The 18,058-nt window shown below is 53.4% G+C and carries 17 protein-coding genes; 3 read left to right on the top strand and 14 right to left on the bottom strand.

Annotation, left to right across the window (positions count from 1 at the left end):
- Window positions 1-12: 12 nt before the first annotated feature.
- The 3 genes from sufB to DUD43_RS09455 are packed head-to-tail and all read right to left on the bottom strand — an operon-like array spanning window position 13 to window position 3,794.
- Window positions 13-1,461, bottom strand: coding sequence for a Fe-S cluster assembly protein SufB (sufB, locus tag DUD43_RS09465; protein ID WP_009454374.1), 1,449 nt, complete (start codon window positions 1,459-1,461; stop codon window positions 13-15).
- Complete coding sequence (locus tag DUD43_RS09460; protein ID WP_003800349.1) at window positions 1,458-1,952, bottom strand: SUF system Fe-S cluster assembly regulator; 495 nt, start codon at window positions 1,950-1,952, stop codon at window positions 1,458-1,460. Before DUD43_RS09460 ends, sufB begins: the two co-directional genes overlap by 4 nt.
- Before the next feature lie 60 nt (window positions 1,953-2,012).
- Entirely contained in the window at window positions 2,013-3,794 is a 1,782-nt protein-coding gene (locus tag DUD43_RS09455) for an ABCB family ABC transporter ATP-binding protein/permease (protein ID WP_153231590.1), read from the bottom strand.
- Window positions 3,795-4,280: 486 nt separating this feature from the next.
- Here DUD43_RS09455 and DUD43_RS09450 point away from each other — a divergent pair, with 486 nt between their 5' ends.
- Window positions 4,281-5,993 (top strand): anti-sigma factor domain-containing protein, encoded by a 1,713-nt coding sequence (locus tag DUD43_RS09450; RefSeq protein WP_153230087.1) that lies wholly within the window; start codon window positions 4,281-4,283, stop codon window positions 5,991-5,993.
- Here DUD43_RS09450 and DUD43_RS09445 read toward each other — a convergent pair.
- The 7 genes from DUD43_RS09445 to rpmI all read right to left on the bottom strand — a co-directional run bounded on the left by DUD43_RS09445 (window position 5,968) and on the right by rpmI (window position 11,813).
- Complete coding sequence (locus DUD43_RS09445; protein WP_153230086.1) at window positions 5,968-6,780, bottom strand: ferritin-like domain-containing protein; 813 nt, start codon at window positions 6,778-6,780, stop codon at window positions 5,968-5,970. The two genes, DUD43_RS09450 and DUD43_RS09445, sit on opposite strands and share 26 nt — an antisense overlap.
- 68 nt (window positions 6,781-6,848) lie before the next feature.
- On the bottom strand, window positions 6,849-7,253 hold the full coding sequence (locus DUD43_RS09440; RefSeq protein WP_003800357.1) for a MerR family transcriptional regulator: 405 nt from the start codon (window positions 7,251-7,253) through the stop codon (window positions 6,849-6,851).
- A 77-nt stretch (window positions 7,254-7,330) separates the two neighbouring features.
- Window positions 7,331-7,654, bottom strand: coding sequence for an integration host factor subunit alpha (locus tag DUD43_RS09435; protein ID WP_153230085.1), 324 nt, complete (start codon window positions 7,652-7,654; stop codon window positions 7,331-7,333).
- A 9-nt stretch (window positions 7,655-7,663) separates the two neighbouring features.
- Window positions 7,664-10,069 carry a phenylalanine--tRNA ligase subunit beta gene (gene pheT / locus DUD43_RS09430; RefSeq protein ID WP_153230084.1) on the bottom strand — a complete coding sequence of 802 codons (2,406 nt, stop codon included), beginning with the start codon at window positions 10,067-10,069 and terminating at the stop codon, window positions 7,664-7,666.
- A gap of 77 nt (window positions 10,070-10,146) precedes the next feature.
- Entirely contained in the window at window positions 10,147-11,169 is a 1,023-nt protein-coding gene (pheS, locus tag DUD43_RS09425) for a phenylalanine--tRNA ligase subunit alpha (RefSeq protein ID WP_153230083.1), read from the bottom strand.
- 70 nt (window positions 11,170-11,239) lie between these two features.
- A complete protein-coding gene (gene rplT, locus DUD43_RS09420) occupies window positions 11,240-11,599 on the bottom strand; it encodes a 50S ribosomal protein L20 (protein ID WP_009454390.1) in 360 nt (119 codons plus the stop codon).
- A 16-nt stretch (window positions 11,600-11,615) separates the two neighbouring features.
- Window positions 11,616-11,813 (bottom strand): 50S ribosomal protein L35, encoded by a 198-nt coding sequence (gene rpmI / locus DUD43_RS09415; RefSeq protein WP_003800367.1) that lies wholly within the window; start codon window positions 11,811-11,813, stop codon window positions 11,616-11,618.
- A gap of 648 nt (window positions 11,814-12,461) precedes the next feature.
- Here rpmI and DUD43_RS09410 point away from each other — a divergent pair.
- Together DUD43_RS09410 and DUD43_RS09405 are read left to right on the top strand one after the other, a co-directional pair.
- On the top strand, window positions 12,462-13,241 hold the full coding sequence (locus DUD43_RS09410) for a hypothetical protein (RefSeq protein WP_153230082.1): 780 nt from the start codon (window positions 12,462-12,464) through the stop codon (window positions 13,239-13,241).
- A 51-nt stretch (window positions 13,242-13,292) separates the two neighbouring features.
- Window positions 13,293-14,066, top strand: a complete 774-nt coding sequence (locus DUD43_RS09405; RefSeq protein WP_153230081.1) for a hypothetical protein — start codon at window positions 13,293-13,295, stop codon at window positions 14,064-14,066.
- 43 nt (window positions 14,067-14,109) lie between these two features.
- Here the strand turns inward: DUD43_RS09405 and DUD43_RS09400 are convergent, their stop codons facing one another.
- From DUD43_RS09400 to DUD43_RS09385, 4 genes are all read right to left on the bottom strand, one after another.
- Window positions 14,110-15,642, bottom strand: coding sequence for a YifB family Mg chelatase-like AAA ATPase (locus DUD43_RS09400; RefSeq protein WP_153230080.1), 1,533 nt, complete (start codon window positions 15,640-15,642; stop codon window positions 14,110-14,112).
- Between the two features lie 107 nt (window positions 15,643-15,749).
- Window positions 15,750-16,427, bottom strand: a complete 678-nt coding sequence (locus DUD43_RS09395; RefSeq protein ID WP_153230079.1) for a pentapeptide repeat-containing protein — start codon at window positions 16,425-16,427, stop codon at window positions 15,750-15,752.
- Between the two features lie 95 nt (window positions 16,428-16,522).
- On the bottom strand, window positions 16,523-17,677 hold the full coding sequence (locus DUD43_RS09390; RefSeq protein ID WP_228125949.1) for a CynX/NimT family MFS transporter: 1,155 nt from the start codon (window positions 17,675-17,677) through the stop codon (window positions 16,523-16,525).
- A gap of 87 nt (window positions 17,678-17,764) precedes the next feature.
- Entirely contained in the window at window positions 17,765-18,052 is a 288-nt protein-coding gene (locus DUD43_RS09385) for an accessory factor UbiK family protein (protein ID WP_009454398.1), read from the bottom strand.
- Between the last annotated feature and the right edge of the window lie 6 nt (window positions 18,053-18,058).

Raw genomic sequence — 18,058 nt, 5'->3', positions numbered from 1 at the left:
TCATTATTCTCCTTAACCTACACTGCCTTCCAAGCTGACGCCGAGCAAATTCTGTGCTTCGACCGCAAACTCCATGGGCAATTCTTTAATCACTTCTTTACAAAAGCCGTTCACGATCATGGAGACGGCATCTTCGGCAGTCAGACCGCGCTGCATGGCATAAAAGAGCTGGTCCTCGCCAATGCGCGAAGCGGTTGCTTCGTGTTCCACACTGGCGCTGGGGTTCTGCACTTCCATCGTCGGGAATGTGTGTGCAGCGCAGCGCTTGCCAATCAGCAGCGAGTCACACTGGGTGTAATTGCGGGCGTTTTCTGCCTTGGGGGTAATACGAACCAGGCCGCGATAGGTATTGATACCCTGGCCCGCCGAAATCCCCTTGGAGATAATCGTGCTGCGGGTATTGCGACCCATATGAATCATCTTGGTGCCGGTATCGGCCTGCTGGCGGTGGTTGCTCAGGGCGACCGAGTAGAACTCGCCTTGGGAGTCATCGCCGCGCAGCACCACGCTGGGGTATTTCCAGGTGATGGCCGAGCCGGTTTCAACCTGCGTCCAGGAGATGTGCGAACGTGCACCACGGCATTCGCCACGCTTGGTGACGAAGTTGTAAATACCGCCTACACCGTCCTTGTCACCGGGGTACCAGTTTTGTACGGTGGAGTACTTGATCTTGGCGTCGTCCAACGCGACCAGTTCCACGACCGCTGCGTGCAATTGGTTTTCATCGCGCATCGGCGCCGTACAGCCTTCCAGGTAACTGACCGAAGCGCCTTCTTCCGCAATGATCAAGGTGCGCTCGAACTGGCCGGTGTCGCGGGCATTGATACGGAAGTACGTGGACAGCTCCATCGGGCAGCGTACGCCTTTGGGGATGAACACAAAGGAGCCATCGGAGAACACGGCCGAGTTCAGTGCGGCGTAGAAGTTGTCGCTAGGAGGGACAACCGTACCCAGGTACTTTTTGACCAGTTCCGGGTATTCACGCACCGCTTCGGAAAAGGAACAGAAGATCACGCCCACTTCTTCCAGCTCTTTGCGGAAGGTGGTAGCCACCGAGACCGAGTCAAACACGGCGTCAACGGCCACACCGGCCAGACGAGCGCGTTCGTGCAAGGGCACACCCAGTTTTTCATAGGTGCGCAGCAATTCGGGATCCACTTCGTCCAGGCTCTTGGGGCCGTCGGCCTTGCTCTTGGGCGCGGAGTAGTAGCTGATGTCCTGGAAGTCGATGGGTGGATATTCCACAATCGACCACTTGGGATATTTCATGGTCAGCCACTGGCGGTAAGCAGCCAGGCGCCATTCCAGCATGAACTCCGGTTCGCGTTTTTTCGCGGACAGGAAACGGATGACGTCTTCGTTCAGACCTTTCGGTATGGTTTCAGACTCGATGTCGGTGACAAAGCCTGCCTCGTAATCACGATCGAGGAAGGTGTCCAGATGTTCGTTGACGGTACTCATTCGGTTAACTCCACGTTGGAGGTGTTCGCCTTGTTTCTGTTTTTCAATTCGGGACCCGGCTTGTGTGTCAGGGGAAATTCGTTAACGGGCACGCGTATCATGTCTGCAACACTGACCTCTTCCAGGGTGCGCCGGACAATATCGTTGATACGCTGCCAATTGCTGCGTATATGGCAATCTGACTCCACGGAACAGGCTCCAGGAGTCGCTACACATTCAGTCAAACCAAAGGGTTGATCTTCCAGTGCATCAATAATCTGCGCTACACTTATCTGTTTGGCGGGGCGGCCCAACACATACCCTCCGCGTGCGCCTCGGCTACTGATCACCAGCTCGTGCTGGCCCAGCAGTTTAAGCACCTTGCTGACAGTTGGTTGGCCCAAACCCAGGATGGCAGCCAAGTCAGACGCACTGAACACACGGTCTGGATCGCCAGCCATGTGTGTCAGCACCAAAGTGCCGTAATCAATGATTTTACTGATTCGCAGCATTCCTTCTCTCTGAACAGGTCGTAGAGCCATATAGTACCGCTTTGGTACTATATGGTCAAATTATCCCTCCAGACTTTGCTGGATATTCCACATACGGGCATAGGCGCCATCCAGGGCTAAAAGCTCGCTGTGTGTGCCCTGCTCCACGATCTGTCCGCGCTCCAGAACCAGAATCAAATCCGCGTCGGTAATCGTGGAAAGACGGTGAGCAATGATCAAGGTAGTACGGTCGCGGGCAATCTCGTTCAACTCCGCTTGAATCGCCCGTTCCGTGCGCGTATCCAGCGCACTGGTGGCTTCATCCAGAATCAGCACCGGCGGGTTCTTCAGCAAGGTACGGGCAATGGCCACGCGCTGCTTTTCGCCCCCGGACAATTTCAAACCACGTTCGCCCACGATGGTCTCGTAACCATCGGGCAGGCTTTCGATGAAGTCATGAATACTGGCTGCACTGGCCGCAGCCACGATTTGCTCTTTGCTGGCCTCGGGACGGCCATAGGCAATATTGTGCAAAATCGTATCGTTGAACAGGACCGTGTCCTGGGGAACGATACCGATATGACGACGCAAGCTTTCCTGCGTCCATTCGCGCAACTCACGGCCATTGAACAGGATGCGGCCTTCTGTCACATCGTAGAAACGGAACAAAAGACGCGACAAAGTAGATTTACCCGCGCCCGAAGAGCCCACCACGGCAACTGTCTTGCCCGCAGGGATCTCGAAACTCAGGTTCTGAATGACTTTGCGACGGCTGTCGTAAGCAAAGCTGACGTTCTCGAAACGCACACCCGCCTGCTCACAGGACAAGACCTGGGCATTCGGCGCATCTTTCACCTCTTGCTTGCGACGCAGCAAGGAGAACAGGCGCTCCATATCGGCCAGGGAATTCTTGATCTCGCGGTAAACAAAGCCCAGGAAGTTCAAAGGTGCATAAAGCTGGGTCAGGAAGGCGGACACCAGCACCACATCACCCACTGTCATGGTCCCGGCCAGCACACCTTGCGCCGACATGAACAGCAAGGCCGTCACTCCAACACTGATAATCGAGGCCTGACCAATATTGAGCAGATTCAAGGACACCTGATTACGCACGGCTGCCTGGACCCATTGGCCCATATTCTGGTCGTAGCGATTGATCTCGTAATCCTCGTTACCGAAGTATTTGACCGTCTCGTAATTGAGCAAGGCATCAATCGCACGGGAATTGGCGCGGCTGTCCAGATCATTCATGGCACGTCGATAACGCATGCGCCGCTCGGTCACCAGCAAGGTGAACACAATATAGGCAGCAATCGTCCCCAGCGTCACCGCCGCAAAGGTCCAGTCGTAGCGCCAGAGCAAGATGCCACAGACCAGAGCAATTTCCAGCAGGGTAGGCAGAATATTGAAGACCAGGAAGTTCAGCAGGAAGCTGATCCCTTTGGTGCCCCGCTCTATATCCCGACTCAAACCACCCGTCTGGCGTTCGGTATGAAAGCGCAAGGACAGATCCAGCAAGTGGCGAAAGACGTGATTCGCAATCAGGCGCACTGAACCTTGCGTGACTCGCGCAAACAAGGCATCCCGTATTTCACCAAAAGCGCTGGAGGCCAGACGTACGGCGCCATAGCCCAACAAGGCCGCCACCGGCAGCATCAGCGCGGTCGCGGGCAGGCTCAGGGCATCGATTACCTGCTTCAGGTAGATCGGCATCATTACTGTGGCGACTTTCGCCAGCAGCAAACAGGACAAAGCCAAGACCACGCGAGTCTTGAATCGCCAAACATAAGGAAATAAGGATTTCAGGGTGCTCAGACCACCGGAGACACCATCAAGCACTTCAGGACGAGGAGGCACACGCAATAGGTCCGTGTCCAACAGCACAAAGCCGAAGAACCGCGGACAGCTTAAAAATAAGTTGCAGCACAACGCTGAAATCAAGGCAGGACAAACAGACTATGCTTTCCACTGGCAGGCAGGTCCCTGCTATGTCCTTGATGCGAATATAGAAATGAGGCTCTTTGCCTGAGCAATAATCAAAAACGGCCAGGCAGCACATAACTAATAAGTATAGCCTTGTGCACTGCCTATCCCTGCCAAGACCCTGTCGTCGGCGTGCTTGTTTGGCTGATTATTGGCCTGCAAACCACAGTCGCGAAAGCAATGGACCAGAGCGCCAGGCTTCGAGCGCTGAAAATCGGGAAATTCACGGCTTGTCACTGCAAAGAAAATGCTGGCAATCCAGCACTTTGTTACCTTCAAGCCTTCAGCGAAAGGCATACAATACCTGCTTGTCTGAAACAGGCGCAGACAGAGTGAAAATAGCGCCTGATACCGGACATCTGGCTCATGAATCCCTTTACTGCGCAAAATCCATCCATGCCGTCTTCTTCTTTTTCGTATTCTTCTTCCCTGGACCAGTTAGCCGCACAGGACAGCCAGGCGCTGGATGTGCTGTACGACCAGGAAGCACCCTTGATGCTGGCGTTGGGCCAGGCCGTATTGGGCCGCCGCATTGATGCCGAAGAGGTTCTGCGCGATAGCTTTGTCCTGCTGTGGAAGAATGCCGCCGGCTATGACCCGGATTTGGGCGAGGGACGCGCCTGGATTTACAGCATTCTGCGTTTCAGGCTGCTCGCCCGCCTGCGTCAACGCACGCAAAGCGGCGACAATAATTACGCCCTGCCAGCCATCAAACCACTAGCCGGTCAGCGTTTCATCCCTGCCATGGGCAAGCTGGATGGCACCAGTCAACGCGCCATGATCCATGCCTATCTGCATGGCAATAGTTACGAGCAGTTGGGCCCTCAACTGAACCGCTCCCCCGCTCAATTGCGCGCGGTGGTTCAGCATGGTTTGCAACAGCTCACTCCCCTGATCAATGAAGGCAATGCCAACGATCCACGCCATGCGGTGATGATTGGCGAGTACACCCTGGGTCTGCTCAGCCAGCATGAACTGGCCCAAGCCCATACCCTGATGCAGCAAAATGATCAGGCAGCGCGTCTGGCGCTGGCTTGGGAGCAAGCCTGGCTGGAGCTGGTGGACTGCCTGACCCCAACAGTGCCTGCCCCAACCAGCCTGGCTCACATTCACCACACCTTGGGCTTGCCACCACCTGCCGCACGTCGTCAGGCTGGCAGCACAAGCAGTCCTGCCGCCGAAGCATCCAAACCAGAGAGCTCCAGCAACGCCAATACGAGCACCCCAGTCAGCAAAGCAGAACGCCAGGAACCCAGCATCAAGACCAGCGCTCCTGCAGACGACGCCGCTAAAACGGAAGCGGCCACCCGCACGGAACCTCGCTGGTCCGCCAACAGCTCGAACGACAAGGCCGACGATCATACGCCGCCCTTCCCCACCTTGTTGCGTGCAGATTCTGACCCAGCCACCAAAACGGCTGCTGTCACCCCCGAGCCAGCACCGACCGCCCCACCCAAAGTGGTCGACAAGAAAAAGCCCGCTAAAAGCGAGCCTGAGCCTGTCGCGGTAGAGAAGAAACGCAAACCCGAAGCTGTGGAAGGTGAACGCCAGTCTCGTGGTTTTGCCATGCCCATGCCTATTTTGTTGGGTGGCTTGGCAGCGGTCGTGATTCTGGGTCTGGTGATTGCCTTGCTCATGAACATGAACTCGGAGCCACCCGTCAACGTCATTGAGATGAAGCCACGTCAGGCGGCCATCCTGCAAGCCCCTGGCCAATCCTCTACTCCGGCCTGGATTGCAACGGTGGACCCACAAGGCAATGTCCTGCTGGTGCCCAAGGTCAGCACCGAAGTCAAAGCAACTCAGTCGGTACAGTTGTGGACACACACCCCACGCAGTACACAAATTCGTTCATTGGGTTTGATTGATCCCAACCGCCCCATCACCGTGCCTGCGGCTTTGATCGGCACCGTGGAAGATGAGCAGATTTTTGAGATGACGCTGGAAACGGAAGGCGGCTCCAATAGCGGCGCGCCGGAAGGCCCCGTTCTGTATATTGGCCGCATCGTCAGCTTCGGGCAGCTGGATAATCTGCCCAAGCCGAATACTGACGCTAGCTCGTCGGCAACCCGCTCTTAAAAGCGGCATCCAGCCGTTCCAGCTCGTCGATTTCCTCGACAGTGAAGCCCGCCTCCAGGCGGGCTTCGCGATTAAAGGGGCCACGCAAACGCGGTGCGCGATAGCGCTGTGCCAGCTCACAATAGGTATCAAAGTCAGGCAAACCTTGTTCCTGGCAGACTTTGCGATACCAGTAATTTCCCAAAGCCACGTGCCCGACTTCATCGCGCAAGATGATGGCAATAATCGCAGCGGCTTTTTCATCCCCGGCATCCAGCAACTTCCGATACACCAGAGGGCACGCATCCAGGCCTCTCGCTTCCAGAGTACGGGGCACCAAAGCCATACGTGCCAGCAGATCAAAGCGCGTTCGCTCTGCCATATCCCACAAGCCGTCATGGACTGGCAAATCCCCATAGCTGACACCCAGCGTTTGAAGGTGATTGCTCAGCAGCTCAAAATGCAAAGCCTCCTCCACCGCCACTTGCAACCAGCCCGCATAAAATGCGTCAGGCAAACCGGGATAGCGCCACAGCACATCCAAGGCCAGATTGATGGCATTGAATTCAATGTGCGCCAGGGAATGCAATAAGGCTGCTCGCCCAGGGATAGTCCGCACGGAACGCTTGGGTACATGCTGAGGACTCACAAAACGCAAACCCTCGGGCCGTCCCGGTACGCCCGGCGGCTCTTCCAAATGTTCATCCGCCCCTACGGGCAAGCCATGTGCAATCGCTCGTACCGCTGCCAGCTTGGCAGCCGGCTCTTGCACTAACAAAGCCTTTAAAGCCTGACTACGTAAGTTCACTGCTCATCCCTTCCATGAAAAAAGGCCGGCACCAAGGCCGACCTTCATTCCTGCTGGGCAATCCCGGATTACTGGGCCGAGCCCGGATCCGTCATTGCCAAGGCTTGATCCAGCATTGCCTGGATCTGACCCAGATTGGTGCGCAAGGCCTGCATCTCCTGACCGGTCAGGCGCACAGCGGCTTCCTGATCAAAAGGCATATCCGGGCCATCGCCCAGACGATTGCGCGCGCCACTGATCGTAAAGCCTTCGTCGTACAGCAAACCGCGAATCCGACGAATCAGCAGCACTTCATGGTGCTGGTAATAACGTCGGTTACCGCGTCGCTTGACGGGCTTTAACTGCGTAAACTCCTGCTCCCAATAACGCAGGACGTGGGGCTTGACCAAGCAAAGCTCGCTGACTTCACCGATTGTGAAATAACGTTTGGCAGGGATAGGTGGCAAGGTCGCCGTCTTTTCGTTTGTGCTCATGGCCACTGATGCTCATCGACAATAGGAGTGATTTTACACGTTCAGTCAGGCAAAACTGTACGCAAACGTACCAGGGCTCAGTCCTGGTCATCCTCAGGCGCCACTGGCGCCCCTTCGACTACACTTTTGAGCTTCTGACTGGCATGGAAAGTCACCACTCGGCGGGCCGAGATAGGGATCACTTCGCCAGTCTTGGGGTTACGGCCAGGACGCGGGGGTTTGTCCCGCACCTGGAAATTGCCGAAACCGGACAGCTTGACCTCTACACCTTCAGCCAGGGAATCGCGGATCTCGGCAAAGAAGGTATCCACAATATCTTTGGCTTCGCGTTTATTCAAGCCAACACGTTCAAACAAGAGTTCGGCCAAATCCGCCTTGGTCAAAGTACGCTCTACGTTCATTGTGTCTCCTTATGCCCTTGCCCGTGCGCCATGCGCGGATACCAGTGCCGCCAACAATACCTCCAGGCATTGCTCGACGCGTTCATCATCCAGCGTGCTTGCGCTGTCTTGCAGCCAGAAACGAATCGCCAGACTCTTTTCCGATGCATCGTTCTTGTCGCGCCAGACGTCAAACAACTGAATATCCTTGACGATGGCCGCTTGTGCTGCCGTGCTGCGCACCTGGTTCAGTGTATCCAGCACAGCTTGATAGGATACGTCCTTATCGAGCCAAACCGCCAGATCTCGTTGCACCACGGGCTGCTTGGATACTTCCTGAGCATGCACCACTTCGTCGTGAGAAATGGCATCTACATCCACTTCAAAGACCACAGGCGCCTGGTTCAGGCCAAATTCGCTCAACCACTGGGGATGGATTTCACCAATCCAGCCTATGGTTTTACCATCCAGCTTCACACTGGCGCTACGGCCTGGGTGCAAGGCGGGGTGAGCTTCAGGCTCGAAACGAACTTGAGCGGCACGTTGACCCAGCAAGGTTTCCAGATCGCGCTTGACGTCAAAGAAGTCAACCGGGCGATCAGGCTGGCCCCACTGCTCGGTCACAACCGGGCCCCAGGCAGCGGCCGCAATGCGGTTGGGCTGATGGATACCGGCCACGGTCAAAGGACCATTTTCCTGGGAAGCATCGCGCATGAAAACGCGGCCGAACTCGAACACGCGCACGCGCGACTGACGACGGTTGGCGTTGCGTTCAATATTGGCCAGCAGACCAGGAATCAGGCTGGTACGCATCACCGCCAACTGGCTGGCAATGGGGTTCAGCAAACGGATAGGATCAGCCTGCCCGTTAATATCTTTTTCCCAGGATTCCTGCACAAAGGAGAAGTTGATCACTTCCTGGTAGTCCTGGGCAGCCAGCACAGCGCGCAAGGCGTGCGGGCCGCGCAAGGACTCAACGGGCACACGCATTTGTGCAGCAGCGACCGGAGGCAAATCAGGAATATTTTCAAAACCGTAAATACGGGCAACTTCCTCGATCAGGTCTTCTTCGATCGTCAAATCGAAACGGAAGCTGGGAGGGTTGACCGTAAAGACACCGTCAGCCACCGAGAACTCCAGGCCCAGCAAGGTAAAGATGCTCTCAACCTGCTTTTGATCCAAAGGAATACCCAGAACACGGCGGCAGCGATCCAGACGCATGGCTACTGGCTTGCGCTCGGGCAAGGCCACAACCTGATCATCCATGGGACCGGCCTGGCCACCGCAGATTTCCAGAATCAGCGCTGTAGTGCGTTCCAGATGCGGAGTAATGGAGTCGAAGTCCACGCCACGCTCGAAGCGGTGGCTGGCATCGGAAGAAAACTTGTAGCGACGAGCACGGCCCATGATGGCTTCTGGCCACCAGAAAGCGCCTTCCAGATACACATCCGTCGTATCCAGTGTGACGGCACTTTGTTCGCCGCCCATGATACCGGCCATGCTTTGCGGTACATCGTTAACCGCGATCACGCCAACATCGGTATCCAGCTCGACGTTCAAACCGCTCAGCAGCTCCAGTTGCTCGCCTTTACGTGCCCAACGCACTTCCAGACCGGCTTGCACGTGCTGCAAATCGAACACGTGCGTAGGACGGCCCAGTTCCAGCATGACGTAATTGGAGATGTCCACCAAAGCGGAGATCGAACGCTGACCACTACGCTCCAGACGAGTTTTCATCCAGTCCGGGGTTTTCGCACGCGCATTGACGCCACGAATCACACGACCGGCAAAACGGCCGCACAGATCTGCGTCTTTCACGGTAACGGAAACGCGATCTTCAATCGTGACAGGAACCGGAGTGAAGTCTGGCAGTGTCAGTGGTTCGCCAGTCAGGGCGGCCACTTCACGCGCCACGCCCAGCACGGACAGGCAGTCCGCACGGTTAGGCGTCAATTTCAATTCAATAATCTGGTCGTCCAGATCCAGCAGTTCACGCAGGCTCTGGCCCACTGGTGCATCTGCATCCAGTACCAGCAAACCATCGTGATCTTGCGACAGACCCAGCTCGCGACCCGAGCACAACATGCCGGCGGATTCCACGCCACGCATTTTGACCGGGCCAATTTTCATGCCACCGGGCAGTTCTGCACCAACACGGGCAACCGGGATCTTGATGCCTTGAGCCGCATTGGGCGCACCGCACACAATCTGCAGCAGCTTGCCCGAGCCGTCATCGACCTGGCATACACGCAGGCGGTCAGCGTCGGGATGAGGGGCAATTTCAGCGATGAAGCCAACGACAACATTCTCGAACGCTGGCGCGGCGGCTTGAATTTCTTCAACCTCCAGACCAGCCATCGTCAGTTGATGACCCAGTTCTTCAGTTCCCAGTTTGGGATTCACAAAGCGGCGCAGCCACGATTCGGAAAATAACATGATGCAAAGATGGAGACGTAAAACGGCGTATACCGGAACCGACCGGGCCTAAGAGGCCCAGCGGCGCGAAGTAGGAATCAACGATTGAACTGCTTCAGAAAGCGCAGATCGCCTTCAAAGAACTGGCGCAAATCGTTAACACCATAGCGCAACATAGTCAGGCGCTCCAGTCCGGAACCAAAGGCGAAACCGATGTAACGCTCTGGGTCCAAACCGAAATTGCGCACCACTTGCGGGTGAACCTGCCCGGAACCGGAGATTTCCAGCCAACGGCCCTTGTTGGGACCGGAGGAGAACATCATGTCAATTTCGGCGGATGGCTCGGTAAAGGGGAAGAAAGAAGGTCGAAAGCGTACGACCAGATCGTCGCTTTCAAAGAAGGCACGCAGAAAGTTCGTGTACACGCCTTTCAGATCGGCAAAGGAAATATCCTCGGCAATCCACAGCCCTTCCACCTGGTGGAACATGGGCGAGTGGGTGGCATCACTATCGACACGATAGGTGCGGCCGGGGGCAATCACTTTGATCGGCGCCTGATTCATGCGGGCGTAACGCACCTGCATGGGGCTGGTGTGCGTGCGCAGCAAATAGGGTTCGCCAGTCTCGTCCTGCATGTCTACATAGAACGTATCGTGCATGGAACGGGCGGGATGGTTTTCAGGGCTGTTCAACGCCGTGAAGTTGGTCCAGTCGTTTTCGATTTCGGGGCCGTCAGCCACTTCAAAACCGATCGAGCGGAAAATGGCTTCGACGCGCTGCCAGGTCTGGATCACCGGGTGAATACCGCCGGTGCCACGACCACGACCGGGCAAGGTCACATCAATTTGTTCTTGAGCCAGTCGCTGGTTCAATTGTTCTGCCGCCAGGGCAGCACGACGATCGTTCAGCAAATCTTCAATTTCGCGCTTGAGCACGTTGATGCTGGCACCTGCTGCTTTTTTCTGCTCCGGCTCCATCTGGGCAAGGCCTTTCATCAAGGCTGTGATGGCACCTTGTTTGCCCAAAAATCGAGCTTTAGCGTTTTCCAGCGAGGCGGCGTCCTGAGACTGCTCAAATAAGGCCCGAGCCTGGGCAATCAGATCGTCGTGGGAGGAAGTCATGGCGTGTTACTTTCCAAAAACAAACGGAGCCCCAAAGGCCCCGTTTGTGAACTATACAGTCAGATACCGCTTAAGCAGCCAGAGCGTTCTTAGCCTGTGCAACAACAGCAGCAAAACCTGCCTTGTCTTTAACAGCCAAGTCAGCCAGAACCTTACGGTCCAAAGCGATGGAGGCTTTGTTCAGGCCGGCGATAAACTGGCTGTAGCTCATGTCCAGTTCGCGGCAAGCTGCGTTGATACGGGTAATCCACAGCGAGCGGAATACGCGTTTCTTGTTACGGCGGTCACGGTAGGCGTACTGACCTGCCTTCATGACAGCCTGTTTGGCTATACGGAATACATTACCGCGACGGCCGCGAAAACCTTTGGCCTGGGCAATTACTTTCTTGTGGCGTGCGCGTGCGTTAACACCGCGTTTTACTCGTGACATGTTCGATTCTCCCTAATCAAGCGAAAGGCATCATTGCTTTTACGGAAGCGACGTCGGCTTTATGAACCTCGACGGCACCGCGCAACTGACGTTTGTTCTTGGTCGTCTTCTTGGTCAGAATGTGACGCTTGAACGCTTGGCCCCGCTTGATGGAACCGCTACCACGAACCACAAAGCGCTTGGAGGCGCTTTTTTTGGTTTTCATTTTAGGCATGAAATTACTCGACTAATTTGTGTCTGCGGGTGGTCGCCTAGGAAGCTGGCTGACACTTGTATGACCCAAAACAGGCACTTATTTTTTTCTTTGCCCGCTGCCAGAACAGATCCAAACAGGGGAAAAGCTCTTGATTATAGGGTGATTCTTGGAAAATTGTCCAGATTTTCATCACCTTTTATCAATTCCCCATAGCTAGATATCAAAGCCGCTGGTGCTGTCCTTGATAGAACCCCTTCCGCCTCCCCCTTCTGCCCACACAGATGCTATCTAGCAACACCACTCAAGCTACCACGAGTGGCACAACCTGTTTGACGTCAGTGGCTGAACCAAGCTACCGGCCCACTATCCACAACTATATATCCCCACAAGAATCGTCAAGTTAGCTCAAATACAATCCGCAAGGAAATAATAAACAGGCAGATAAAAAGGAAAAAAAAGAAAAAAACAAAGAAAAACAACTAAAAACAAACTAACTAAATGGCCACGAATAACCAAAAACACAGAAAAAGACGAGCAATATATCTGAACGATATTGGACTCAGAGAAGAAAAAAATATGAAATGAAACAAATGGAAAAAATAAAATTCCATTTTAGATTGAAAAAGTCAGCCTTCAAATTATTTATTTTTATTTTAAGGAATAAAAATGAGCACCATCTCAAATGAAAAAGAACGCCACGACTGGATCGAATCTCTAAAAATCCCTGAAGAAGCCCTTCTTAGAATCAAAGCAAGGCAACAAAGATTCAATGTAGAAGACAAAGAAGACTCAGCCGATGTCGTAGGCGGTAGCGTCGCATGCTTTGTTACTGGACTACCTAAGCAAGCAAGAGAGGATGTACAAAACAGCACATTACTAATGCAGCTTGCTGCTGATGCCCAGTTCAACCCCAGGACAGAACGAGAGGATTGGTTTAATTTTTATACAAGCGGGCTTGCCAATTTAGGCTGGGGGCGATTTAGCGATGTCTATCAAAAATACAACCCAAAGAACACCAATGCCACTATTAGTCAGATTATTCTGGAAATAATCGGGGCGATCATTAGCCCAACAAGTGAAGCGTACTTGCTGACAAAACGAACATTCGATTCGATGGAAAACGATCCTAAAAACAAGGATGCAGTCGATTTATTCAGCATGACAAGCACCGTTGGTCAAACTGGTACATTTCAGATTTTGCCAACCCTACAAGACAGGGATGGCAACACAATCATGTTATTGACCTCAGTGGATGCAACAACAACAGAACAACATGGTTGTTTCCTATTTTGGAAATGGTCAACAAAAAACTCTGTCATGTTCCGCGCAGCACAACAAAGCGTGCTTAATGAGCAGGTATATGCGCAGGTTCGCTCTGCGGTTCTGAAGAAATTAGGTAAAAACGCCGATGATTTTATCAACGGCCTGGTACTTAAAAAGAAATAACATAACTAGCCCGGGGCACCCCGGGCTTTTAACATAGCAAGGAGCAAAAAAATGGAAATCTCAACAAACAATGACTATGTTGTATCAGGGAATCTATTTTCAACAACCCAGAAAAACACAGACTTAAACACCTACAAAGATGCCATCCATAGCAATCTCTTCATTCAGCTAGTGGCTGATAATGAATACGAAAATAGATTTAACAACCCCGAAATATGGATGAAATACTACACAGAATCACTGGGAATAATTTTTTGGAACTTTATAGCACAATCAAATGGAACAATAAAATTCCAAAAAGGAAAATATGATTTCTCAATACAGGAAATACTAGAAGAATTCCTGTTAAAAAACCTAGAAGAAATTCAAAAAAAATCAATTATTGAAAGCATAGAAAATTTTGATCTTTTAGAAAAAGACAACAATGCATCACAGCTTTATAAAAAAGAAACAATAAAAGAAACAAAAATAAAAAAAACAAAACCCCAAAAAACAGAAACGATAATAAACCTTCAAATAACAAACATAGATGAAAATAATAAAATTTATGTATTTAACATAATATTCAAAACAGACCAAAAGAGCAGTGGGAAAATATTTGAACAAAGATTTCTAACAAAAGATTTAATAGGAGAAATCAAAACAAACTCCTATGAGGCAGAAATAATAGAAAGCTTATATACAAATATTAGGCAAGCCATCATTCAAAAACTAGGAGAAGAGAACATCCAGAATAATATTCTGCTTGTCTCAGAAGAAGGCGAGTCTCCCACCGGTCCCACCCTCTCGGCAGCCCGTACATTTATACGAGAAAAAGACCTCTGACCGCCCGGCAGCTTGGTCATAGTTTCTATGACCACAGTGCCATCTACCACACAGTAGCCATTAAATCAGCACGGAACTGCAAGGCTTCTGCAAGATGGGAACGTGTAATTTCCTTGCTTCCTGCCAAGTCCGCAATCGTAAGCGCAACACGCAGCAATCTACCCTGCCCTCTTTCAGACCATTGCCAACGTTGCCGAGCATTAGTCAACAACTGCGCCGCCTCCCCAGATAACAAGCCATACTTTTTAAAACCAGATACCGTCAAATGTGCATTTCTTGAACGCTGACGCAGCAACTGTCGTTCAATTGCTTTCTGAACGCGTTCTTTTATATGGCTCGACGGTTCTGCTGCTTGAGCACGCTCCGAATCGACTTCTGTCATCGTGACTAATAAGTCGATTCTGTCCAACATAGGACCTGACAAACGTTGTCTATAGAGCTCCCGCTGCGACGGCGAACAACGACACACCCGATGCCGGCTAGCAGCCCAACCGCAAGGACAAGGATTCATCGCCGCAACAAACTGGAACTGAGCCGGGAAGACCGCTTGTTTTTGAGTACGTGAAATGCGTACACAAGCCTGCTCCAAGGGTTCACGCAAGGCCTCCAATGCTCGGCGGTTAAACTCTGGCAACTCATCCAAAAACAATACACCACGGTGAGCCAAGGATACCTCTCCTGGCCGAGGTCGGCTTCCCCCACCAATCAAGGCAGGAGTCGAAATACTATGATGCGGAGCGCGAAAAGGCGGTCGCCTGCTGAAAAAGTCCTGTTCTTGCACAAAGGAATACAAGGCGGCCACTTCCAGCTGAGCGTATCGATCCAGATCTGGCAATAAACCCGGCAGACGTTGAGCCAGCATGGTTTTGCCTACACCCGGCGAGCCATTCAACAACAGGCTATGGCCACCTGCAGCCGCCACCTCTAAAGCACGGCAAGCCAAAGGCTGTCCCAGCACGTCCGACAGACAAAGCTGCTGGCCCTCATTCAACTCTGGCCAGGGCTTGGCCAACGCAGGTTCCAGTTCCTTGTCCCCTCGCAGATACCCCGCTGCCTCGGCCAGACTAGCAACCCCACAGACCTGTAGATCAGGGACATGGGCGGCAACTTCTGCGCTCTGCGCAGGCAGAAGCAAACAAAGCTCTGGATGCCGACGCGCCATACCCAAGGCTATCGTCAAGGCGCTTTGAACCGGAACCACAGCCCCGGTCAAAGACAGTTCCCCGGCCATGACATAACGATCCAGACCGGTGATGGCCTGCTCACGTTGTTTGTCGTCTGGACGACTGAGTTGGCCGCTAGCCAGCAAGATTGCCAAAGCCACGGGCAAATCAAAACGCCCCGAATCCTTGGGCAAATCAGCAGGAGCCAGATTGATGGTCAGTCGGGCAGCGGGAAAATCAAAACCACTGGCTTGTAAGGCGGCCCGTATGCGCTCCCGGCTTTCGCGAATACCGGCATCGGGTAAACCAACAATATGAAAGGCAGGTAATCCTGGAGCGACATGCGCCTCGACACGCACGTCGATAAAATCCAGGCCAGACAAAGTACAGCTATTTAAAACGGCCAAGGACATATGCCCTTCTCCCTTTCCAAGGCAAACATTCAGTCTGCCTGTCAGGGAAAAGAAGCTCCAGATACCTGCCTTAAAACATCACTGAGTACTTGTACGGCATGCAGGTCTTACTGAACCTGCACGCCCATGGAGCTGACTAACTGGACTGCCTGCTCTACGGACAAACATGCACCTTGGAAAGAGTTATTCAAGTCGTACAAGGTGATGCTGCCCAGCTCCACGCTGCGCAGGTCCGTCCCTTTGAAGTTCACCCCTCGCAAGCTGGCGCCCCTCAAGCTGCCGCCTTCAAATACGGCATCCTGAAAATTACAGCCGCCCAGGTCGGCATCGGAGAAATCCAGTTGCACCAGATTTTGTTTACGGAAGTTAATCGCACGCAAGGTGGCACCGACCAGCTTGCATTCACGCAGACTCAAATCCAAACCACGGGTTTCGTTGAAGATGGCCCCGCTTAGTTTGGAGTCCTCGATCTGCAAGGAAGCAATCTGGGCACGCACCCACTTGCTCAAGTGCAGATCACAAACCCGAAAGCGGGCCGAGCTTAAATCAGCCAGACTGAAATCCACTTGCCCCAGCTTGCAACGTTGCCAGACCGTGTCTTGCAGATGCGCCCGTGTAAAGCGGGTATCCAGAAAACTGCAAGCTGAAAACTGCAAGCCCTCCAGTTCCAGACCCGATAGATCCTCGCCATCAAAGGCGCAGTTCTCGAAGCTTAAAGACTCATGGGAGGCGGCCAAAAGATCAATCAATTCATCTCTTGTAATCTGGACATTACTGACTAGCATGCTGCTGCTTTCCCTTCAAAAAAACAGAGCCAGCATTGCTGAGCTGGCTCCTTCATTATCTGCTTCAGACGATCCGGCACGGATCAGAGCAAAGCTTAACGACCATTGGGCAGAACCAATCGTGACAAGCGCCAGGCAATAATCAAACCCAAAACGGCAAAACTAACCGTCGCCACCCAAGCCCACTGCCATCCACCCAACGCATGCACGACCGAAGCCACAACGGGTGGTCCCACAAACTGCCCCAGTGAAGAACATTGCTGCACCCAGCCCACGGAGGTTGAGGTGGTCTCTGGCGACGGCGCTGCCGTAACTGACAGGAAGAACAAGGTAGCAGGAATCAAACCGCCCACAATCGAGAACAGCAGAATGGCGACAAACTGAACCACCAGACTTTGTGTCAGTCCGAAGGCAAGAACCGCACACGCAATCATGCCCAGGTAGCCTGCTTGCAGCAGTCGATGAGGCGGGATACCCGCATGCAGACAACGCCCTGCTCCCAGATTACCCACGACATTCCCGGCCGCAATCAAGGCCGTCAGCAAACCGGCCGTACCGACTGCTATCTCCGCCTGATTGTAAATAGTGGGCATAAAGCCTACGACCGCCGCCCATTGCGCCGCGTATACACCAAAGGCCAAAGCCAGCAACCAAACCCGGCCGGAACTTAAGGTGGTGCGCAACAGACTGGACCAACGGTGAGCGGAGGTATGTTCAGCTGCACTCCTGGTTTGAGTCTGAGAGTCCGGCGGCACCAGAAGAAAGGCCAGGACCATGAAGATGGCCGTCAAGATACCCAGAACCACCCACAAGGTACGCCAGGAGCCAACTGCCAACCAGGCAGCGCCAGCCCACAGCATCAAGACCGCCCCGGCGGGCATATAACAGCCCCACAACCCCATGACTCGGCTCAACCGGGCCGTGTCAGTAATGCGTTTGATCAAGGCCGGAATGGGCAGCACCACCATCAGAAAGCCACAGCCTTCTATCATGCGACCCAGCAACACCAGTGTGCTATGTTCAAACAGCGAGCCGATCAGCGACGCCAGGCTCAAAATGCCCAGCCCCGTCAAAATACAGCGACGCAGGCCGATTTTCTCGGAAACCAGGCCTATGCATAGCCCCAGCAACATCCCGGCCATTTGCACGCTGGCCAGCAAGAACCCGGACTGCACCAGGTCCATGCCCAATTCCCGCTGCATGAAAGGCAAAGCCGGGGGTACTTTCCACACATGCAGTGCAGCGCACACCCCGGTCAAGACAAGGAAAACAGCAATGAAAAAGGGGCTGGCCGATTGTTTGCCCCCAGGCCTGGTGACCGTATTCAAATGAAGTGATCAGCCTTGGCTGCCCTCTTGAGCAGAGGTATCACCATCTTGAGGAACAGGAGTCTGACGTCCTTCCAAAGCTTGCAAACGTGTTTCCAGAGCCGCCACACGAGCCAGTGCGCGTTCCAGCATCAGCTTGTAGGTATCGAACTCTTCACGGGTTACCAGATCCATACGATTGAAGGCCTGACCCATAAAGGCTTTTACATTACGCTCAATATCGGCAGCCGGACTTTTGGCGATCAGCTCCGAGACGTTTTTTTGCAGATCTTCCAGCCACTCGCTACGATTAATCATGGTCCT

The sequence above is a fragment of the Alcaligenes faecalis genome (assembly GCF_009497775.1).
In the GTDB taxonomy this organism is placed as follows: Bacteria; Pseudomonadota; Gammaproteobacteria; order Burkholderiales; family Burkholderiaceae_B; genus Alcaligenes; species Alcaligenes faecalis_D.
Note: the sequence above shows the minus strand (reverse complement) of the source record. Positions and strands in the feature narration are given on the sequence as shown.

Coding starts and splice junctions, on each gene's coding strand:
- DUD43_RS09385 (WP_009454398.1), bottom strand. CDS start 18,052: ATGATTAATCGTAGCGAGTGGCTGGAAGATCTGCAAAAAAACGTCTCG.
- pheT (WP_153230084.1), bottom strand. CDS start 10,069: ATGTTATTTTCCGAATCGTGGCTGCGCCGCTTTGTGAATCCCAAACTG.
- DUD43_RS09410 (WP_153230082.1), top strand. CDS start 12,462: ATGAGCACCATCTCAAATGAAAAAGAACGCCACGACTGGATCGAATCT.
- DUD43_RS09405 (WP_153230081.1), top strand. CDS start 13,293: ATGGAAATCTCAACAAACAATGACTATGTTGTATCAGGGAATCTATTT.
- DUD43_RS09435 (WP_153230085.1), bottom strand. CDS start 7,654: ATGAACGTAGAGCGTACTTTGACCAAGGCGGATTTGGCCGAACTCTTG.
- DUD43_RS09440 (WP_003800357.1), bottom strand. CDS start 7,253: ATGAGCACAAACGAAAAGACGGCGACCTTGCCACCTATCCCTGCCAAA.
- pheS (WP_153230083.1), bottom strand. CDS start 11,169: ATGACTTCCTCCCACGACGATCTGATTGCCCAGGCTCGGGCCTTATTT.
- DUD43_RS09450 (WP_153230087.1), top strand. CDS start 4,281: ATGAATCCCTTTACTGCGCAAAATCCATCCATGCCGTCTTCTTCTTTT.
- DUD43_RS09395 (WP_153230079.1), bottom strand. CDS start 16,427: ATGCTAGTCAGTAATGTCCAGATTACAAGAGATGAATTGATTGATCTT.
- sufB (WP_009454374.1), bottom strand. CDS start 1,461: ATGAGTACCGTCAACGAACATCTGGACACCTTCCTCGATCGTGATTAC.
- DUD43_RS09400 (WP_153230080.1), bottom strand. CDS start 15,642: ATGTCCTTGGCCGTTTTAAATAGCTGTACTTTGTCTGGCCTGGATTTT.
- rpmI (WP_003800367.1), bottom strand. CDS start 11,813: ATGCCTAAAATGAAAACCAAAAAAAGCGCCTCCAAGCGCTTTGTGGTT.
- DUD43_RS09460 (WP_003800349.1), bottom strand. CDS start 1,952: ATGCTGCGAATCAGTAAAATCATTGATTACGGCACTTTGGTGCTGACA.
- rplT (WP_009454390.1), bottom strand. CDS start 11,599: ATGTCACGAGTAAAACGCGGTGTTAACGCACGCGCACGCCACAAGAAA.